Here is an 18,012-nt window from a genome sequence, read left to right as displayed (position 1 = left end):
GAACGAAGCCCTAAGCGCCTGCAGGGCACTCTATGTCAGCGGCCTCTCCCTCTTATTACGCCTTCCGGGGGTATGGGAAACGAGGATCGTCAGGGCCTGTCTGCGGAGCGCTCCAGCTGCTTCAGCACCTTCTTCGGCTCCCAGTCCCCGAAATAGGCTTCCGGCGTATGCAGGTCCGCCTGCTCCTTCGTGAGCTGGGGACGCGTCGGACTGGCGATCGCTCCCGGGCCTCTGCTGCCGTATTCGAAGAACCGCGCATTCGCCGCCTGCGATGCGCCCATGTCCACCCATCCGGTCCCGGTGATGTGGCTGCCCATATGCGTATTCTTGAACACGACGCTGGCCACGGCGCTTGTATTGCCGCCAGGCTGCCATGGACGGCCCAGCGAGACCGTGCCTTTCATCCCCGGATCGCTTGTCAGGCGGCAGTTGATGAAGAGGTAGCCGTACGGGTTCGTATTGAGCGTGCTGGCCGCCGTCACGTATCCGTTGTTGCTGTCAGAGCCGCGGTCCAGGGAATGAATGCGGGAATTCTCGAAGACAGCCGTGGCTGCGCCAAAGATGAAGTCGACATCCCCTTCTATATAAGAGTCAGCGAAGTATTGTCTTCCGAGATTGGGATACAGCGTATCCTGATTGCCAATGAAGCGGCAGTCCTTGAAGATCGCCCGGTCCGCCTGCGTCTTGATCGCTACGGCTTGTTTGTTCTCGAAGGCGGAGTTCGCCTCATCGAACGAATTCTCGAACGTGACGTTCACCGCCGTGAAGTCTTCCCCCTTGACGGTCACCGTAGCACTGCCCGTCGTTCCGAGCGTTCCGCTGCCGTCCGGCTTCGGTGTACCGCTGGCGTTATCATAGGTAACGATGGTGCGCTTCGCGTTCTCCCCCACCAGGGTGACGAACGGCTTGTCCACGGTGATGACTTCCTTATAGATACCGGCCTTGAGATAGATGACATACGGGGAGGCCTGGTCTGCCGGCACATCGCGGATGGCGGCCTGAAGGGAGCGGTAGTGCTTGACGCCCTTCACTTCGGCTCCCTCGGCTCCTCTGTAGGCAGTGTCGATGATTGCTCGTGTCGTCATGGCTTTCTTAGGCTCCTTAGCAAGTGAGGTTGTGACTTGTTCAGCCGCGGGTTGTACAGACGCATTCGAAGCAGCGGCGGCGGAGGCGGTACCGGATCCGGCTGCCCATGGAACTGCAGCGGATACCAGCAGGAAGGTACCTACGGCCAAAGGTACGGTAAACTTCGCTTTCATCAGGTCATCTCTCCTCTTGGTTCCAAATGGGTAGAAGCAGGGCGTATCCCCTTCAACATAGCGGACTTACGCTGCAGCAGGATATAGCGCGAATATAACCTGCTTGCGATAAAGGGACCCGGATGGAAAGAATCCAATGAATTGATTATCCGTTACCCGCCCCTCTCTCTAAGCCGCTTCCATATGCCATCGCACTGCTCCCGCCGCTGCAGCCAAAAACCCCCTCTTTCCTTTAGAAAAGAGGGGGCTCCCTATGCTTTTTTATCCCTGCGTCGAACCGAGCAGCTCCGCAATCTTGCTCTCGATCGACTCCGGCGTATCGCTCGGGGCAAACCGCTTCAGCACGCGGCCGCTGCGGTCGACAAGGAACTTCGTGAAGTTCCACTTGATCGCCTTGGAGCCGAGCAGGCCGCGGGCTTCGGTGCTCAGGTATTGGAACAACGGATGAGCGTTGCTGCCGTTGACGTCAATCTTCGCGAACAGCGGGAAAGACACGCCGTGATTGAGCTCGCAGGCCTGCGCGATGCCTGCGTTGTCGTGAAGCTCCTGATCCATGAACTGGCTGCTCGGGAAGCCCAGTACGGCAAACCCCTGCTCCCTGTATGTATCATGGAGCTTCTGCAGGCCCTTGAACTGCGGGGCGAAGCCGCATTTCGTTGCCGTATTCACGATAAGCAGCACCTGATTGCGGTAGGCAGCCAAGGTTTGCTGCTCTCCGCGGATCGTGGTCACTTCGATATCATAGATGGACATGGGGTGAACCTCCTAAGGGATGATTGAACCGGATAACGGCCTATTCCGTCTAATTTCATAGTTTAATTGTACACAATTTAATTGAGTTGTCCAATACCAGGAACGCCGTATGGAAACAAAATAGACAGCGGAACGCCCGCATAAGCACGCGCCCACCGCACCGCTGCTTCTATTTAACCTTCCCATCCGTCCCATGCACGCTTCATCTTCATTATAATGAAGCAAAAAGGAAGCAACCAAAAAACAGGCTCCCGGGATGGATGGCCTCACCTCCATGTCCCGGAAACCTGCTGACGATTATAGTCCTTGCAGCCTGCCTATGTTCGGTTTAGTACACCGACTTCCACTCGCCGATATTCTTGGCATCGAACTTGAACGGATCGCCGAGCATGATCTGCGTTCCCTTGTCGTCCGCGATCACTTCCTTGTCGCCGAGACGGCCGGCCTTGAATTTGTCGCCCGTCTTGCCGGTGATGGTGCCCTGCACCAGCGCGTCCGCCGCGAAGCCGGCCAGATAGCCTACGTCGACCGGATTCCACAGATACATCCACTGCGACACGCCGGATTCGATGTACTGCGCCATCTCGCTCGGCAGGCCGAGGCCGGTGAGCTGCACTTTGCCCTTCTGGCCTTTGTCCGTGAGCACCTTGCCTGCCGCGGCAATCCCTACGGTCGTCGGGGAGATGATGCCCTTCAGGTTCGGGTACGACTTCAGCAGCGCTTCCGTCTCGGACACGCTCTTGTCGCGGAGGTCGTCGCCGTAAGCCACTTTGACCAGCTTCATCTCCTTATACTTCGGATCTTCGAGCTCCTTCTTCATCCAGTCGATCCACAGGTTCTGGTTCGTCGCCTGGGAGGTGGCGCTCAGCACCGCAATCTCGCCCTTACCGCCGATCATCTCGGAGATCGCCTGCACCTGCACTCGGCCGATCCGCTCCGGATCCGCCTGGTTGATGTGCACCATGCGGCTCTGCGCATTGACCGCCGAGTCGAGGGAGAGCACCTTGATGCCGGCATTCATCGCCTTCTTCAGGGCGGGCTGCAGCGCATCCGGATCGTTGGCGGCAATCGCGATCGCGCTCACCTTCTGCGAGATGAGCTCCTCGATCATCTTAATCTGCGCCTCGGCCGTCGGCTGGTCCGGCGCCTTCAGGATCGCCTCGCCGCCGAGCTCCGTCACCGCGTTCTTGAAGCCTTCCATCTGCTTCTCGCCGTACGGGTTGCCCGTGTTCTTGAAGATGATGGCGTACTTCTTCTTGCCTCCCGCCCCGCTGTCCGCCGGCTTCGCCCCTTCGCTCTTCGCAGGCTCAGCGCTGCCTCCCGTACCCGAGGTATTCCCTCCGCCGCAAGCCGCCAGCATCGACAAACTCAGAACCGCCGCCAAACAGGTCATCACCATTTTTTTCATCGGACCGATCTCCCCTATCTACATCATATGGTCTAAAAAGTGTATACAAACAGCTTCCTTACGGAGGAAGTCTGCCGTATTCGCCATGGGTAGTTCCTGTGTGCTGATAATCTTATCCTGCCGGCGCCCCGCTCCACACAGTGCCCGAGGCGAGGACTGTCTCCCCCTACGTCCTGCGCAGCTTGCCGAGCTTCAGCTTCGGCACCATCACCGCGAAGATCAGCAGCAGCCCGATGATGACGAGCAGCATCTGCGCCGGAACGTTCACGAGCCCGAGCCCATAGCTCAGCAGCCCAATGAGGAATACAGCCAGAATCGCGCCGAGCATCCGTCCTTTGCCGCCCGCGGTACTGATTCCGCCGAGCACGACCATCGCAATGACGTCGAGCTCATACCCCGTAGCGACATTCGGCCGCGTGCTGCCCATCCGGGACATGAGGAAGACCGCTGTAACCGCTGCCATGAGTCCCGTAAGCGTGAAGACGATGACCTTGATCTTATCGACCTGCACGCCCGAATACCGGCTAGCCGTGCTGTTGTTGCCGATGGCATACACCCTCCGTCCGAAGGTCGTCTTATGCAGCAGCAGGCTGTACGCCGCCGCGAAGACCGCGAACACGACAAGGATGAACGGGATTCCGCCGACATACTCCCAGCCGAAGAAGCTGAACCACTCGGGGAAGTTCCCTTTGGCCTGGTCCTCCAGGATGATATAGGCGATGCCCCGGTAGATAATCATAGTCGACAGCGTGACGATAACAGCGGATAATTCCTTGAACTTGACGATGAGCAGCCCGTTGACCAGCCCGCACAGCGCCCCGACGGCCAGACCGATCAGGATGGACAGCTCCATCGGAAGACCGAGATGATACAGGTCCGCCATGACCACCGAGGTCAAGGCCACAGTGGAGGCCACCGAGATATCGATATCGCCGAGAATCATGACGAGCACCATCGGCAGAACGATGAACGCTTTGTCCAGGAAACTCATCGTCGCATCCCGCAGGCTCTCGTAATTCAGGTAGTACGGTGACAAATTCGCATTGATGATATTCACGGCAATGAGAATCACGACGAGCAGCCACTCCCACTGCAGAAAGAAGCTCTTCAGGCTGAATTCCCGTCTTCCCTGCAAACCTCTCGCTTGCGCTTCCATCGTTAGATTCTCCTCCTCAGCAGGTGGTTGCGGTCTACGCCCCGCTTCACGAGCGCATTGATGATCACGGCCACCAGGATAATCGAGCCCTGAATCGCCATCTGCCAGAACGGCGATACGTCGATCAGCGGCAGCGCATTGTTCAGGATGCCGAGCAGGATCGAACCGAGGATAATCCCGGAGATTTTGCCGGAACCGCCGGCGATCGACACCCCGCCCAGCACGCAGGCTGCGATCACGTTCAGTTCGTACCCCATCGCCGTATCCCCTTGGGCCGAAGCGAACTTCGAGACCCACAGCACCCCGGCAAGACCGGAGAGCGCGCCCATGATCGTATACACCAGCCACAAGATACGGTCGCCCCGGATCCCGCTGATCTTCGCCGACTCGGGATTGCTGCCGACCGCATAGATCTGCCTGCCGGTTCTCGTGTGGTTGATGAAGTAGTAGAATACGACATAGATTAGGACAGCGATAAAAATCAACGTATTCAGCCCCATAACGGAACCGGTTGCAATCGATTTGAAGCCCTCCGGCATCTGATGGGCGCTGACCCACTTGCCCCCGCTGACCGTGAAGGTCAGGCCGCGGAACACGTTCATCAGCCCCAGCGTCGCGATGATCGGCAGCACCCCCATCTTGGCGATCAGGAAGCCGATGATGAGGCCGCAGACGACGCCGACCATCGTACCGAGGAGCAGCGTCAGTGCCGGATGCAGATCCGGCACGGCCTTGACGGCCAGGGCTGAGATCATGCCCGAGAGGGCCAAGGTCGCCCCGATCGACAAGTCGATCCCCCGTGTAACAATGACGAGCATCATGCCTACGGCAAGAATACTGAGGATGGCGGTGTTGGTGACCAGATCGTTAATGTTCTCGAACGTCAGGAAGCTCGGATTGCGGAGCTGAACGGCCGCCGACAGCAGCACGATGAACAGCAGAAGCCCGAGCTCCCTGAATTTGGCCAGCTTGGCGCCGAGCGACGGTGCGTCGCCCATGCGGGAAGTGCCGCTATTGCCGCTGCTCCCGATGGGCTTCCCCAAGGCTTTCTCAGCCATGGAACTTCCCCCTTTCTATCTATCCTGCGTGAATAGGATGCTTCGCTTCCCCTCCGCCGCTCATCGCGGCTTCGAGTATGGCCTCCTGCGTGACCTGTCCGCGCTGGAGCTCGGCTGTGATGCGGCCCTCCTTCATGACGATGACCCGGTCGCTCATCCCGATGACCTCGGGCATCTCCGAGGACACCAGCAGAATGCCGTAGCCCTGGGAGGCCAGCTCGCTGATAATCTCGTAGATCGAGGACTTCGCCCCGACATCGACCCCCTTCGTCGGCTCATCGAGGATGATGACATCGAGATCCGCCGTCAGAAGCTTAGCGAAGACCACCTTCTGCTGGTTGCCGCCCGACAGCGAGGAGACGAGATCGTGAATGCTTCTCGCTTTCACACTGACCTTCTCCGCCAGCGTCTGGGAGACGGCGTCTTCCCTGACCTCGTCGAGCCACCCCTTCCGGGAGAGTCCGCCGAGCGAAGGCAGCGTAATGTTCCTGCCGATCTCCCAGTCCAGCACCAGCCCCTGCTTCTGCCGGTCCTCCGGCAGGCAGCCGATGCCAAGCCGCATAGCCTGGAGGGGATTGGTGATCGTAACCGGACTTCCGAGCACATAGATCCGGCCCGAGTCGCAGGGCTCGATACCGAACAGCGCCTGGCATACTTCCGTCCGGCCCGCGCCTACGAGACCGGTGAGTCCGAGAATCTCGCCCCGGTGCAGCGAGAAGGAAATATCCGCATAATACCCGGTCCTCCCGATCCCCTCGGTCCGCAGCAGCTCCTCGCCCCGCTCCACCGCCTTCTTCGGAAAGAGCTGGGTCACTTCCCGTCCGACCATCGCGACGATCAAGGCATCGTTCGTAATCTCGTCTACGCCCCAGGAACCGATATACTTCGCATCCCGAAACACCGTCACCCGGCTGGCCAGCCGGTACATATCCTCGAACCGGTGCGAAATGAAGATAATCGCCACCCCGCTGTCCCGCAGGCCCTCGGCAATGCCGTACAGCTGCTCGCTCTCCCGCTGGGTCAGCGCCGCGGTCGGTTCGTCCATGATGATCACCTTGGCATCGGTTGACAGCGCTTTCGCAATTTCTACGATCTGCTGCTGCGCTACACTCAGCGACCCCATTAACACCTTCGCATCCACATCGGCGCCCAGCCGCTCGAGCAGGACCTGCGCTTCATGGTGCATCTGCCGCCAGTTGATTCTTCTTGTTCGTTTATGTACTTTCTCATGACCCATAAAAATATTCTCGGTGACACTGAGGTCAGGATAGCACGTGACATGCTGGTAGATCGCGGCAATCCCGAACTTCTTGGCATCGTTCGGGTTCTTGAATTCGACCTTCTCGCCGTTGCACCATATCTCGCCTTCATCCGGACGGTGCACACCGGTGATCACCTTGATAAAGGTCGACTTCCCCGCCCCGTTCTCCCCCATGAGCGCATGGATCTCACCGGGCTTCAGCTGAAAGTTCACCCGGTCCAGCGCTTTCACGCCGGGAAAGGTTTTTGTAATCGCTCTCAATTCCAGAATGAATTCAGACATCTTACAGGCTCCTATCCAGTTCTTAGAATTCCCCTCGGGACTGAGCCCAGTATAGCACACGAATAACCGAAAATAAACAACAAAATTAATTATTACTTTCGGTCGTGTTTATTTGTGATCAGGTGAAAGAACATTAACCCATTCGCTCAGCGTGCTGACTCCTGCTCTGGATGTGTAGGAGGGATGGGTATGGGGTTCCAGCCGCTGTTTATCACATGACTTTAAAGGAGGACGCTCCGCGCTTCCACCCCACACCCATTCCCTCTGACCCGCTTTGGGCACGCCTGAATGGATGGCGCTGAGCCCCAGCCGCTGTTAAAGGCATGTGGTCAGCCCTCACGGCGGCACATCAAAAGACATGCTCCGCCTATCCGTCCCGGAGCATGCCTTCCGCTTCCTGCTTTTCTCCTATCCCGCCCCGCCGCCGGAAGCATAGTACAGGATCTTCTCCTTCGTCGCTTCGGCTCTCGGCAGCGTCCGGCGGAGCTCTCCGCCGCACATGACCAGAATGCGGTCCGCCATCCCGAGAATTTCCGAGAGATCCGATGAGATCATGATGACCGAAGCGCCGGAGAGCACCATCTCGTTCATGATGTTGTAGATATCGGACTTCGAGCTGACATCGATCCCCGCGGTCGGCTCGTCGAAGATCAGCACCTGCGCGTTCGCGAACAGCCACTTGGCGAGTACGACCTTCTTCTGCTTGCCTCCGCTGAGACTGCCGGCCAGCTCCTTCTCGCTGCATGTGATCTCGAGCCGATCGATCAGATCCCTGGCATAGCCCGACTCCCACCCCGTGCGCAGCAGCCCGCCGCTGGAGACCCGCTCCAAGTTGGAGAGCGTGATGTTCTCGGAGATCGTCGAAGTGGCGATCAGCCCCTCGTCGGAATACAGTCCGCTGGCATAGCAGAGCCCGCCCTGCTTCGCCAGATGCGGGTTCATCCGGGCATAGGGCCGGCCGTTCAAGCGGATCGTCCCTTCGTAAGGCCCCTCGATGCCGCACAGCACCTTGGCGAGCAGCCGGCGCCCCGAGCCGCTGAGACCGGTCAGTGCGAGGATCTCTCCCCGGCGGACCTCGAAGCCGATGTTCCGCAGCAGTCCCTGGTAGCTGAGATTCTCCACGCGCAGCAGCTCCCTGCCGCTCTTCACCTTGAGCTTCGGATAACGGTCCGCGAGCGGCTTGCCGATCATGAACCGGACGATGTCCTCCAGCTCCACGTCCGCCGCGGAGCAGGTCAGCGCCGTCTCCCCGTCCCGGAGGACGGTCACCCGGTCGGCGATCCGCTTGATCTCTTCGAGCCGGTGCGAGATGTACAGGACGCAGACGCCGAGCTCCTTCAAGCGGCCGATGACTCCGAAGAGCACCTCGCGCTCCCCCTCGGTCAGCGAAGCGGTCGGCTCATCCATGATGAGGATCCGGGCATTCTGCGACAGCGCCTTGATGATCTCCACGAACTTCTGCTGGCCCGGGCCCAGTGACTTCAGTACGGTCCGGGCGTCGAGATCCAGTCCCAGGGCCCGCAGGTATCGGCCTGTCTCGCCGTAGACGGCGTCCCAGTCGATGAGCCGGTTCCACCGTTTGAGCGGTTCCCTGCCCATGTAAACGTTCTCAGCAATGCTCAAATCCTGGAACAGCTTCATCTCCTGATAGATCATGGCGATGCCGTGCTCCTGTGCTTGCCGGGGACTGCCGATGGCCACGGGCTCCCCGCCGATGCGGATGGTTCCTTCATCGGCACCGAACCAGCCCGCAAGAATTTTCATGAGGGTCGATTTGCCCGCGCCGTTCTCCCCGAGCAGGGCATGCACCTCCCCGCGGTCCGCGCTGAAGTCTACGGAGCTCAGCACGGCGTCCTCGCCGAATCTCTTGGTGATTCCCGTCATTTGAAGCAGATGCTCCACGCCCATGGCCTCTTTTCCTCGGGATTACACTTCCCGCCGAACCCTCAGCCGGATTACTCCAGCTCAAAGGTCGTGAACAGCTTGACGCCCTGCTCGAAGAAGTGCTTTTTGTATTCGGAGGGAATTTGCTTGTTCGTAATGAGCGTCTTGGCCAGGGAGAGATCCCCCAGCTTCGCAAAGCCCCTCTGGTCAAACTTGCTGTAATCGGCCGCGATGATGACTTCGCTTGCGATCCGGCGCACCGCCTGGATGATCATCGCCTCGTCATAGCTGCCCGTCGTATAGCCTGCTTCGAAGTGCACGCCCTTCACCCCGAGGAAAGCCTTATTGACATAAATGCCCTGCAAAAGCTGCAGCGCGGCTCCCCCGACGAGAGCGGAGCTCGAGTGCGCCAGGTCCCCGCCGGTCACGATCGTCTTCACACCCGTGAAGTCCCTCAGCGCGAGGCCGATCTGCAGGTCGTTGGTCACTACGGTGACCCGCTTCTCCCGCAGATTGCGCGCGATCTCGAGGCAGGTGGTGCCGGGGCTGAGATAGACCGCTTCCCCGTCTTCGATCAGCTGGGCGCCGATCCGGCCGATCATGCGCTTCTCCTCGATGAATTCGTCCTCCGCCTCCGCCGCCTGCGCAGCCGGGATCAGCTCCTCGTTCAGCACCGCACCGCCGTAGGTCTTGACGAGCACGCCCAGCTGCTCGAGCTTGTCGAGGTCCCGCCGGATCGTCACTTCCGTGACGGAGAACAGCTCGCTGAGCTCCATGACATCGACGCGCTTCTTCGAGAAGAGCAGCTCTTTAATTTTATTCAATCGCTCAATGGCAAACATAACAATGCTCCCGTAATCTTAGTCCGTATGTGCGTTGTTGTATGTACGTTGTTGTATGTTCATGCGCCCATTATATCACAGTCCCGTTCCATTGTGATCGGATGTATCACAAGACGGTACCGTTATCGGAACGTCATGATCTATCAAATTCAGCTGCCGGCACAGGGAGTAGAGAAAATGCATGCCCTTCAGCTGCAACCGGTGGGTCGCGTTCAAGTGCTGCCATACATCCAGTGCCAGCCGGCGGGCCTCTCCCGCATCGCTCGCATCGAGCTCCCGGACCGCCTGCCTCAGCCGGACCGTCTCCTCCGAATATCCTACGGTGCGCAGTGTACGCATCAGCAGCACTTTGCGCAGGTCTGTACGGCTGTACTGCCTGTAGCGGCTGCCTTCCTCCCTGGAAGGCGAGAGCAGCCCCTCCTTCTCCCAGTAGCGGAGTGCGGAACGCGGCACCCCGGCTTCCGCGGACAGCTCGCCTATGGTCACCGGCCCACTGCCGGAGGCGGCCTCCGGCGCTTCTTCGGCAGCCAGCTGCTCCGCTGTGAACGAGGCCAGCCTCTGCTCACTATGCAGGGCGGCCTGTGCTTCACCCACCGTCCACAGCGCCGTATCCAGATCCCCGGCTTGAAGGGCGCCCAGCACTTCCCTCGTTACGTCCATCCCGAAGCCGGGCGCCATGGCGCGCAGGCAGTGGACATAAGCCCGGTGCTCCTCCGTATACATCCGGTAGCCTTTGGGCGAACGCGCTGCGGGAGGCACAAGCCCGCGGGCCTCGTAGCTTCGCAGCGTATTGGTGCTCACCATGAATTCACGGGCGAGATCGACCGGTCGCATCTGCATCCTTCTCCTCTCAGGCAGCCTTGCTTGATGCCAGTTTAGAGCCCACTTCAAAGTTATGCTCCTTCTCATCCCATTATATCAGCCTTGGGCTGCCCAGAACCTTACAATTGGCTTCACTGTTGTAAGATGAAGTTGTAAGGTGATCCTTCGGGGATCAACGATACCCAAGCCAAGGCGGGCATGCGGGGGAGTTCCCTCGGCCCGGACCTTCAGAGGAGGAAGAATCGATGACGGCAGCCGAATTATTCACACCGGGGATGACAGCTCAGGACATAGCGGTAATCATACAGCAAGAGTTTACGGCCAAGTGGAAACAGGTGCTGGAGGAGCACCGCGAGGAGCTCGAGAGGGTCTTTCCGGAGCTGGAGGATTCGACTTACGGATTATACATGGATTACCTGCTCCCTCCGGTCTTCGGGGCACTGGAGCGGGCAGGCTACCAGGTGCTCGGAGAGGTCAAGGAGACGGACTTCATTATCGCAGGCTGCCTGAACTTCAGGTGTTCCCTCGAGCAGTGGGGTCCTGAGCATCACCGCTCCCGAGTGTTCTGGATAACCATCCGGGAAGAAGCGCAGCAGGAGCCCGCGGGGACCCTGCTGCTGGACTTCTACCATTCCCATGCCGGGTTCGACGTTCCGGCGGCACCAGAGATTACGGCCATCCCGGCAGTGGACAGACGGGAGATCATCGCTGCCGTGCGCCGGATGAAGGAAGCCGGATAGTCCCAGGAAGACAGTGCGTAGAGAGCGCTGCTGAATAGAAACAGGCCTCCGGCAGGTGCTGCCGGAAGCCTGTTTTTGCTGCGGTATACAGAGCTGGTGCTGTATTTCTCAAAGAAAGCATGCCGTTCTACCTGCTGTCGAAGGGCTACCCGCTGCCCCTCGGATAACGGTACGCTTCGCGGATGACCCGCACCTTCTCCCCGTTCTCCCACGGGAGCAGCAGGTCTGCCATATAAGCCTGCCATCTCGCATTGGCAGGATGATCGGCGAGCTGCCCCATCGCCGCGTCCCAATCCTCGGCCATCATATAGGCGAACAGCGTGCCCTCATCATAATAAATATGATACTCCCGGATGCCCGCCTGTCCGAAGGCTTCCTCCAGCTCCGGGTACACATGGAGATGGCGCTCGAAGTATTCCTTCTCGTCAGCCGGATCGATTCGCAGAAGAAATGCGGTGTGTTCCATTCTCTGGCCTCCCTTCCTGGATCCCAAGTACAATTATAAAGTCACATGCCTCACCTGCAGCAGCTCGCCCACCTTCCGGAACAGGGACGCGTTGTGGCCTGTCGACATCGCGCAGTGATGGGTCGGCGCCTCCGCAAACCACTGGTCCATATAGCTGTCCGGATCCTGACGGAACCGTACCGGCGTCTGCGTATTGCCGATGCGCATGATCGGGCCGTCGGTGGATTCGCCTTCGCTGATGATCAGCTTCAGCTTCCCGTCCCCGGTCTGGGTCACGTTCAGCGTGGTGACAGGGCCGGACTTCGCCTTGGCCTCCACAGAGATGCCCGTCCCCTGCTTGCCATGGTAGAGGCCCATGCCCCGGAGCAGCGGCTTGCCCTCCGAGATCGCGATGTGGAACGGACCGTCGTGGCCGAGCAGAATCGTTCCATCCTCATAGTCCGCCACCACAATCTCGGAGTAGCTGCCTCCCCGGCCGAGGATATCGCAGATTTTCATCGCGACCGCAGTCTTCAGATCTCCTTCCCCCGCGCACGGGATGCCCCTGGCGGTCAGCAGCGAGTGACCGAGAATGAAGCCTCCCTGCAGCTTCTCGTACTCCCCTCCCGGCGCCCCGTGGTAATAGTAGGTCAGGGCATCGAGATCGTATTCCCGCACCAGCTTCTCCTGGGCGGCCGCTACCTTGCAGGACCACCGCAGTTGCTCGTCGGTCGGCCTGCGGGCGATCGGATCTGAAGGGGAATCCCCGCTGATCTCGAACATGCGCCGCGTCTCCTCCAGCTTCGCCTGCACCTCAGCCTCCGTTACGCTGCGCAGCATCCGGTCCAGGTCGCACATCTCCAGCACTTCCACATGCAGTCCGGTCTGCGACTGGATCATCGTGAAGTCGCTGTACATATCGAGCATGCCGCTGTACGTGTTGCCGAGGAACCCGAACCGGGCGTGGCGGAGGGTGCGCGCAACCGTGGCGGCGCCGATCCACTCCCCGATCTCGCGCAGGGCGCGGACCGCTTCCGGACGCCCGGCTGTCCGTTCGTCGGCGAGCGAGATCTCCGGGGTCTCCTCCAGGCCCAGCAGGCCGTTAATGACGCGGAATGGAACGCCTGCCCGGTTGAAGGCATTGGAGATCTCCGGCACGGGGCAGGCCCCGCAGTGCGCGAGCCATTCCCCGGTGTTCGTGCGGTCGTAATCGATGCGTGCCGCCGGCTGCAGGTTCAGGATGACGACAGGCTTGGAGCATATCTGGTGCACCGGAAGTACGGCCGAGCTCGTGGAGTAGGTGGCCGAGTGGCAGAACACGAGATCCACATTGCGGCTGTTGAACCATTCCCCGGCTTCCCGGCCCCTCCCCTCGTTATCCACGAGCCCGAAGTTGAACACTTCCGCATGCGGGGACATCTGTTTTTCCAGAAAAGCCCCATATTCTATAAGTCTCTCCCGGAGGCCCGGGAACTGGGACCAGTACGCCTCCAGTCCGATCGAATACAAGCCGATGCGTGCGCGTTTGACAGGTTTGAGCGGCTGTAATGACATTCGGCAAACTCTCCTTTCGCCTTATCCGTTTCTCATCCAACTTCAGGTTCCCAGCTCGATTGTACGCGTTTACAGAATGGAACACATCGGATAATATTGATGGAAAATACCACTATCTTGCGGTCCCTAAGGAGAGGTGAGCATCTTGCGCAAGTATCCGCTTCAGGTGGAATGGGACCTCGACCCCCGGTCCGAGAATATCGAAGTCACGCCGAGCACGCTCGCCCAGTCCATGTTCTTCTATATCCAGGCTGCCGGCCATTTTTATGCCAAGAAGGAATACTACACCCGCCGGGCACTCTATCACTCCTTCCTGCTCCTCTATACCGCGGGCGGCCAAGGCCGTCTGCGCCTGCAGGGACGGACTTATAAGCTCACCCCCGGCACCCTATGCTTCATCGACTGCAAGGAGCCCCACTACTACGAAACAGACGGGGGGCCGGGGGACTTGTGGGAAATGTACTGGGTGCATTTTGACGGGGGCAGCTCCCAGAGCTACTATGAGCAGATCCGGCGCTACGCCGGTCCGGTTCTGGATTTGCCCGCGGCCTCGCCTGTCCCGGCGCTGCTCGAGCAGATCCTTCAGGCCCACCGCCAGCGGAGCATGCACACGGACATCCTCAGCTCCAAGTGGGTGGTCGACATCCTGACCGAGCTGCTCCTGCACAGCATCCGGCGGCACCCGGACGATGAGCCCGCGCATCTGCCCCCGCATATCCTCGCGATGATGAACGAGATGGAGCGCAGCCGCAGCGGCCGGATCACGCTGGATGACCTGGCGAAGCACCACAACTTCAGCAAGTACCACCTCGCCAGGGAGTTCAAACGCTATACCGGCTATTCGCCGAACGAGTATTTGACCCATCTGCGGCTGTCCCATGCAAAGGACATGCTGAAGCACTCGGCCTTGAGCATCGGGGAGATCGCAGAGCAGGCGGGGTATAACCAGACGAGCTTCTTCATTAAGCGCTTCAAGGAGCGCGAAGGCCTGACCCCGCTGGAATACCGCAGACGATGGCGTCTGCCGCCGGAGGAATAGCGGGGCAGTCATGCGCCACCGTCAACAAAGAGCAGCAGCCGGGAGTCCCCAGCCGGGGGCCGTCCCGCTGGATAGCAGCTTCGCTCGGGCCGGGTACCCCCCTGTGCTGCTCCAGCCCATATTGAAGCCTTCCCCCGTTGTCTGAACCGTCTTCTCCTTAAGAAGACCGATTGGAGCGTGAAGCCATGAGCAGACGCGGGGCCGCGTCCCCCTCCTGCTTTTTGTCCTGCGGACCGCGACGGCTATGAGCCCATACCCATCTTCCCACGGGAGTGCCGCAAGTAAAATAACTTATTTTACTTTATATGGAATTCCAGGCGTGTTACTATGGAACTACGCAAGAAGAGCCCGGGAGAGCTTCGGTTCCCTCAGTCCTCTCTCTCCCCCCTATCGGTACTTACGGACCAGGAGGCATCGCATGACGCTGAATTTCCCTTTGACTCTCTTACTCTGTGCGCTGGCACTCAAGCTGGAGGAATGGTTTTTCGGGCAGTGACTGCCCGGTTCCCACTATCACTGGCTGATTTTCGGCCTGCTGCTATTCACGCTGAGCTACGCGCTGGAGCTTACGGGACTCCCCAAGAAGAAGGTTCCCGTCTATCTCGGAATCTCCCTCAGCATCGGAACCGTCGCCTTCATTTCCCTGGTCTTATCGAAAGTGTAATCCGTGTCCTCTCCGCCGTTTCCCCGCCATAGCCGCTCTCCTTTCCCTATCGCTCCAACATGGCAAAAAAGCCTGCCCCAAGTTATGGAGCAAGCCCACGCTGTTACACCTTTTGCGTTCTTTGCCTTTTACGTTCTTTGCCTTTTACGCCCTAAGCATTCACGCTCTTCACGCTCTTCACGCTCTTACGCCCTACCCCTACCGTGGAGTTATATCCTTTTTGGAAGTGACCTTTGTGCGAAGCACAACGGAACGCAAAAAGGATATAACGAAACCTTAGATCAGATCCCGCAGCTCCGACCAGCAGGCGATTCTCGGGAAAGGAAAGTCCCGGTTGTACGGCTGGTCCTTGGCATACGCCTTCACGCCGGATTCCGCCAAGGTCTCCAGCACGGCCGGCTTGTCGTCAAAATAATAATCCAGCTTGAGATCCCGGATGATATGCACCTTCTCCGTGTCATCCATGCCGTAGTAGAAGCGGCCGGGCTGCACGGGGAACCCATTCTCGATCATCCACGCGAGCGTCCGCTCCCCGAATTCTCTCGCCCGGGCGGTAATATAATAAATCTCGTGCCCCTGCCGGTCGAGCTCCTGCAGCACTTCCACCGCATGGGGGAACGGAGGGCAGGCCGAGAAGTAGATCTCTTCCCGCAGCTCTCCCCATAAGGTCCGGCCTTCCTCCCGGGTGAGACCGAAGGCCTGGTGGATGCCCATCGACTGGATCGCCTGGAACACCTCCAGCGGCACCTCCTGCCCCAGATGCCCTTGGTAGAGGTTGAACGCATGCTCTCTGAGATTGATGAGCGTATCATCGATATCAAAACCGATTTTGGTCATAAGGCCGTATCCTCCTTGAATTCCTTCCATACCTTAGGATACCCCGGGATGTACGTTCTGTACAGCCGGGGTCTTGGAACCCTCCGCCAGTACGACAGTACGAAAAACCCCGGCCAGGGGCCGGGGCTAGCGTATCTGCATCATGACATTCATTCCAGGATCCGCCGCATTACAAGATTACAAGAAAGCAACCTTAACTCGGCTTAGCCGATGTGGAACTTCCGAATCTCCGCGTCGACGCTCACGCTGAGCTGCTTGAGCTCCTGGGCTGCCTTGTGAAGCATCGAGAAGGCGGTGAGCTGCTCAGCCGAGGACGCGCTGATCTGCTCGGTAGCGGCCGCGGCATCGCTCGCCACATGCGACATCCCCTGAATATCCTCTACGACCTGCTCCTTCAGTGCGTGCATTTGGTCCATATCGCGGTTCATCGCTTGGATGGAGGCCACAATGCTGCGGAACGTAGCCGCCATCGTATCGAACGCACCGCCGGTGTCCTTCACAATCCGGCCTTGATCGCCGACGATCCGGGCGGTGTTATCCATCGCCTTCAGCGCAGCGGAGAAGCCGGTCTCGAGGCTCACGACGGTCTCTTTGATCTCTTGGGTTGCTTCGAAGGAATGCATCGCGAGCTTGTGAATCTCCGAAGCCACCACGCCGAAGCCCCGTCCGGATTCGCCGGCACGCGCCGCTTCGATGCTCGCATTGAGGGCGAGGAGCTTAGTCTGTTCCGAGATGTTGTTGATCGTCTGCAGGATCGAGGAGATCTCGTTCATCTTGGAGGCGAGCTCATGAATTTTGCCGGATACCACAGCGTTGGAATCGCCGGATTCCCGCGTGTGCTCCTGAAGCTGCTTGACCCGCTCCATACCGCCGCTGATCACATGATCGGCTTCAACCGACAATTCGTTCATCTTGTGATTCCCCTCGGTGACCTGTTCAATAATACCCGAGAGCTGCAGGGTCCGCTGGTTCGTCGACTCCGCCAGAGAGGCTTGCCGCGATGCGCCTGCGGCAATCTCTTGTATAGCCCTTCCGATCTCCTCGCTGGTCGCTGTTGTCGCCTGCGAGATCGTCGTCAGCTCTTCCGAGGAACCGCTGACGTTCTGTACGGAGTGCTGGACCGTGCCGATCAGGCTCCGGACCCGGTCCGTCATCGTGTTGAAGTCCGACGACAAGCCGCCGAGCTCATCGGCCGCATACACCCGCGCCGTCACGGTCAGATCACCTTCCGCCATTCTTCGCACGTTCTCCCGCAGCATAAGAATCGGGCGGTTGACCGAACGGATAATGAGATAGCCGAGCAGGCTGGTGACCCCGATGCACAGCAGCATGAGGATGCCCGTACGCAGCAGAAGCCTCGAATATTCGGACTTTACATTCTCTAGCATCTTCTCATTGTCGTCAAAGTAATAATCGCCGATGTCATCGAGGGCGCCTTCCATTTCGTCGAACACCTCGAACCCCTCCCCATACAAGGCACGAATCGAAGCGAGCCGCACCTGCGCATCGGAAGATGACAAATCCTTAATGAACCCTTCGGTGGACTTCCGGTAAGCCGCCGCGGCCTGTTCGTATACCCCGATCAGCTTCTCCTCATCGGGAAGCCCCAGCTTATTGCCCAAATATTCTTTGAACCGCCTCTCCTCGGAGGCCTGCTGCTTCTTAAATTCTTCGAGCTGTGCAGCGAACTCCTTCGTGCCCGGCTCAAATACGAACAGCGCCCGCTCGGCCGCCAGCATCTGGTGCAGATCCACAGCGGCCGAACGGATCACTTCAATATTCTCGGCACGTATGCTGAGACTCTCCTCCAGGGAGCGCTGTACTTTCTGCAGCCCCGCTACACCGACGAAACCCGTGACGACATTGGCTATAACCGCGGCAGCCACGGTGAGCACGACTTTGCTTTTGATCGATAACGTGAATTTTTTATTTGTCATAAGAACCCCTTCTTCATATTCAAGTGGACATCCGCGTATCCTATCTTCTATATCGGCATCCCGGCAGAGTT

15 protein-coding genes are annotated in these 18,012 nt (G+C 59.1%); 2 read left to right on the top strand and 13 right to left on the bottom strand.

What is annotated here, in order from left to right; all coding sequences use genetic code 11:
- Positions 1-89 precede the first annotated feature (89 nt).
- From O9H32_RS09955 to O9H32_RS09915, 9 genes are all read right to left on the bottom strand, one after another.
- Positions 90-1,259 (bottom strand): pectinesterase family protein, encoded by a 1,170-nt coding sequence (locus O9H32_RS09955; RefSeq protein WP_269865881.1) that lies wholly within the window; start codon positions 1,257-1,259, stop codon positions 90-92.
- A 261-nt stretch (positions 1,260-1,520) separates the two neighbouring features.
- On the bottom strand, positions 1,521-2,012 hold the full coding sequence (locus tag O9H32_RS09950) for a glutathione peroxidase (protein WP_269865880.1): 492 nt from the start codon (positions 2,010-2,012) through the stop codon (positions 1,521-1,523).
- A gap of 328 nt (positions 2,013-2,340) precedes the next feature.
- Entirely contained in the window at positions 2,341-3,420 is a 1,080-nt protein-coding gene (gene rhaS, locus O9H32_RS09945) for a rhamnose ABC transporter substrate-binding protein (RefSeq protein ID WP_269865879.1), read from the bottom strand.
- A 166-nt stretch (positions 3,421-3,586) separates the two neighbouring features.
- On the bottom strand, positions 3,587-4,576 hold the full coding sequence (locus tag O9H32_RS09940; protein WP_269865878.1) for an ABC transporter permease: 990 nt from the start codon (positions 4,574-4,576) through the stop codon (positions 3,587-3,589).
- A 2-nt stretch (positions 4,577-4,578) separates the two neighbouring features.
- Entirely contained in the window at positions 4,579-5,634 is a 1,056-nt protein-coding gene (locus tag O9H32_RS09935; protein WP_269865877.1) for an ABC transporter permease, read from the bottom strand.
- 19 nt (positions 5,635-5,653) lie between these two features.
- Entirely contained in the window at positions 5,654-7,177 is a 1,524-nt protein-coding gene (locus O9H32_RS09930; RefSeq protein ID WP_269865876.1) for a sugar ABC transporter ATP-binding protein, read from the bottom strand.
- Positions 7,178-7,585: 408 nt separating this feature from the next.
- Positions 7,586-9,085 carry a sugar ABC transporter ATP-binding protein gene (locus tag O9H32_RS09925; RefSeq protein WP_269865875.1) on the bottom strand — a complete coding sequence of 500 codons (1,500 nt, stop codon included), beginning with the start codon at positions 9,083-9,085 and terminating at the stop codon, positions 7,586-7,588.
- Positions 9,086-9,132: 47 nt separating this feature from the next.
- Positions 9,133-9,885 (bottom strand): DeoR/GlpR family DNA-binding transcription regulator, encoded by a 753-nt coding sequence (locus O9H32_RS09920; protein WP_269865874.1) that lies wholly within the window; start codon positions 9,883-9,885, stop codon positions 9,133-9,135.
- Positions 9,886-9,978: 93 nt separating this feature from the next.
- Positions 9,979-10,737 (bottom strand): MerR family transcriptional regulator, encoded by a 759-nt coding sequence (locus tag O9H32_RS09915; RefSeq protein ID WP_269865873.1) that lies wholly within the window; start codon positions 10,735-10,737, stop codon positions 9,979-9,981.
- A 233-nt stretch (positions 10,738-10,970) separates the two neighbouring features.
- Between O9H32_RS09915 and O9H32_RS09910 the strand changes: the two genes are divergently transcribed.
- Positions 10,971-11,465 carry a DUF6022 family protein gene (locus O9H32_RS09910; RefSeq protein ID WP_269865872.1) on the top strand — a complete coding sequence of 165 codons (495 nt, stop codon included), beginning with the start codon at positions 10,971-10,973 and terminating at the stop codon, positions 11,463-11,465.
- A 145-nt stretch (positions 11,466-11,610) separates the two neighbouring features.
- On the opposite strand, the gene O9H32_RS09905 is transcribed toward O9H32_RS09910, so the two are convergent.
- The gene (locus O9H32_RS09905) at positions 11,611-11,931 is read right to left on the bottom strand and encodes an L-rhamnose mutarotase (protein WP_269865871.1); all 321 of its coding nucleotides are present in this window, start codon (positions 11,929-11,931) and stop codon (positions 11,611-11,613) included.
- A 33-nt stretch (positions 11,932-11,964) separates the two neighbouring features.
- Positions 11,965-13,464 (bottom strand): L-fucose/L-arabinose isomerase family protein, encoded by a 1,500-nt coding sequence (locus O9H32_RS09900; RefSeq protein WP_269865870.1) that lies wholly within the window; start codon positions 13,462-13,464, stop codon positions 11,965-11,967.
- Between the two features lie 145 nt (positions 13,465-13,609).
- On the opposite strand from O9H32_RS09900, the gene O9H32_RS09895 reads away from it, so the two are divergent.
- Positions 13,610-14,503 carry a helix-turn-helix transcriptional regulator gene (locus O9H32_RS09895; RefSeq protein WP_269865869.1) on the top strand — a complete coding sequence of 298 codons (894 nt, stop codon included), beginning with the start codon at positions 13,610-13,612 and terminating at the stop codon, positions 14,501-14,503.
- A gap of 940 nt (positions 14,504-15,443) precedes the next feature.
- Here O9H32_RS09895 and O9H32_RS09890 read toward each other — a convergent pair.
- Both O9H32_RS09890 and O9H32_RS09885 read right to left on the bottom strand, forming a co-directional pair.
- Positions 15,444-16,004 carry a 5' nucleotidase, NT5C type gene (locus O9H32_RS09890; RefSeq protein ID WP_269865868.1) on the bottom strand — a complete coding sequence of 187 codons (561 nt, stop codon included), beginning with the start codon at positions 16,002-16,004 and terminating at the stop codon, positions 15,444-15,446.
- A 203-nt stretch (positions 16,005-16,207) separates the two neighbouring features.
- Positions 16,208-17,941 carry a methyl-accepting chemotaxis protein gene (locus O9H32_RS09885; RefSeq protein WP_269865867.1) on the bottom strand — a complete coding sequence of 578 codons (1,734 nt, stop codon included), beginning with the start codon at positions 17,939-17,941 and terminating at the stop codon, positions 16,208-16,210.
- Between the last annotated feature and the right edge of the window lie 71 nt (positions 17,942-18,012).

It is taken from the genome of Paenibacillus caseinilyticus (assembly GCF_027533645.1).
GTDB lineage: Bacteria > Bacillota > Bacilli > Paenibacillales > NBRC-103111 > Paenibacillus_G > Paenibacillus_G caseinilyticus.
Note: the sequence above shows the minus strand (reverse complement) of the source record. Positions and strands in the feature narration are given on the sequence as shown.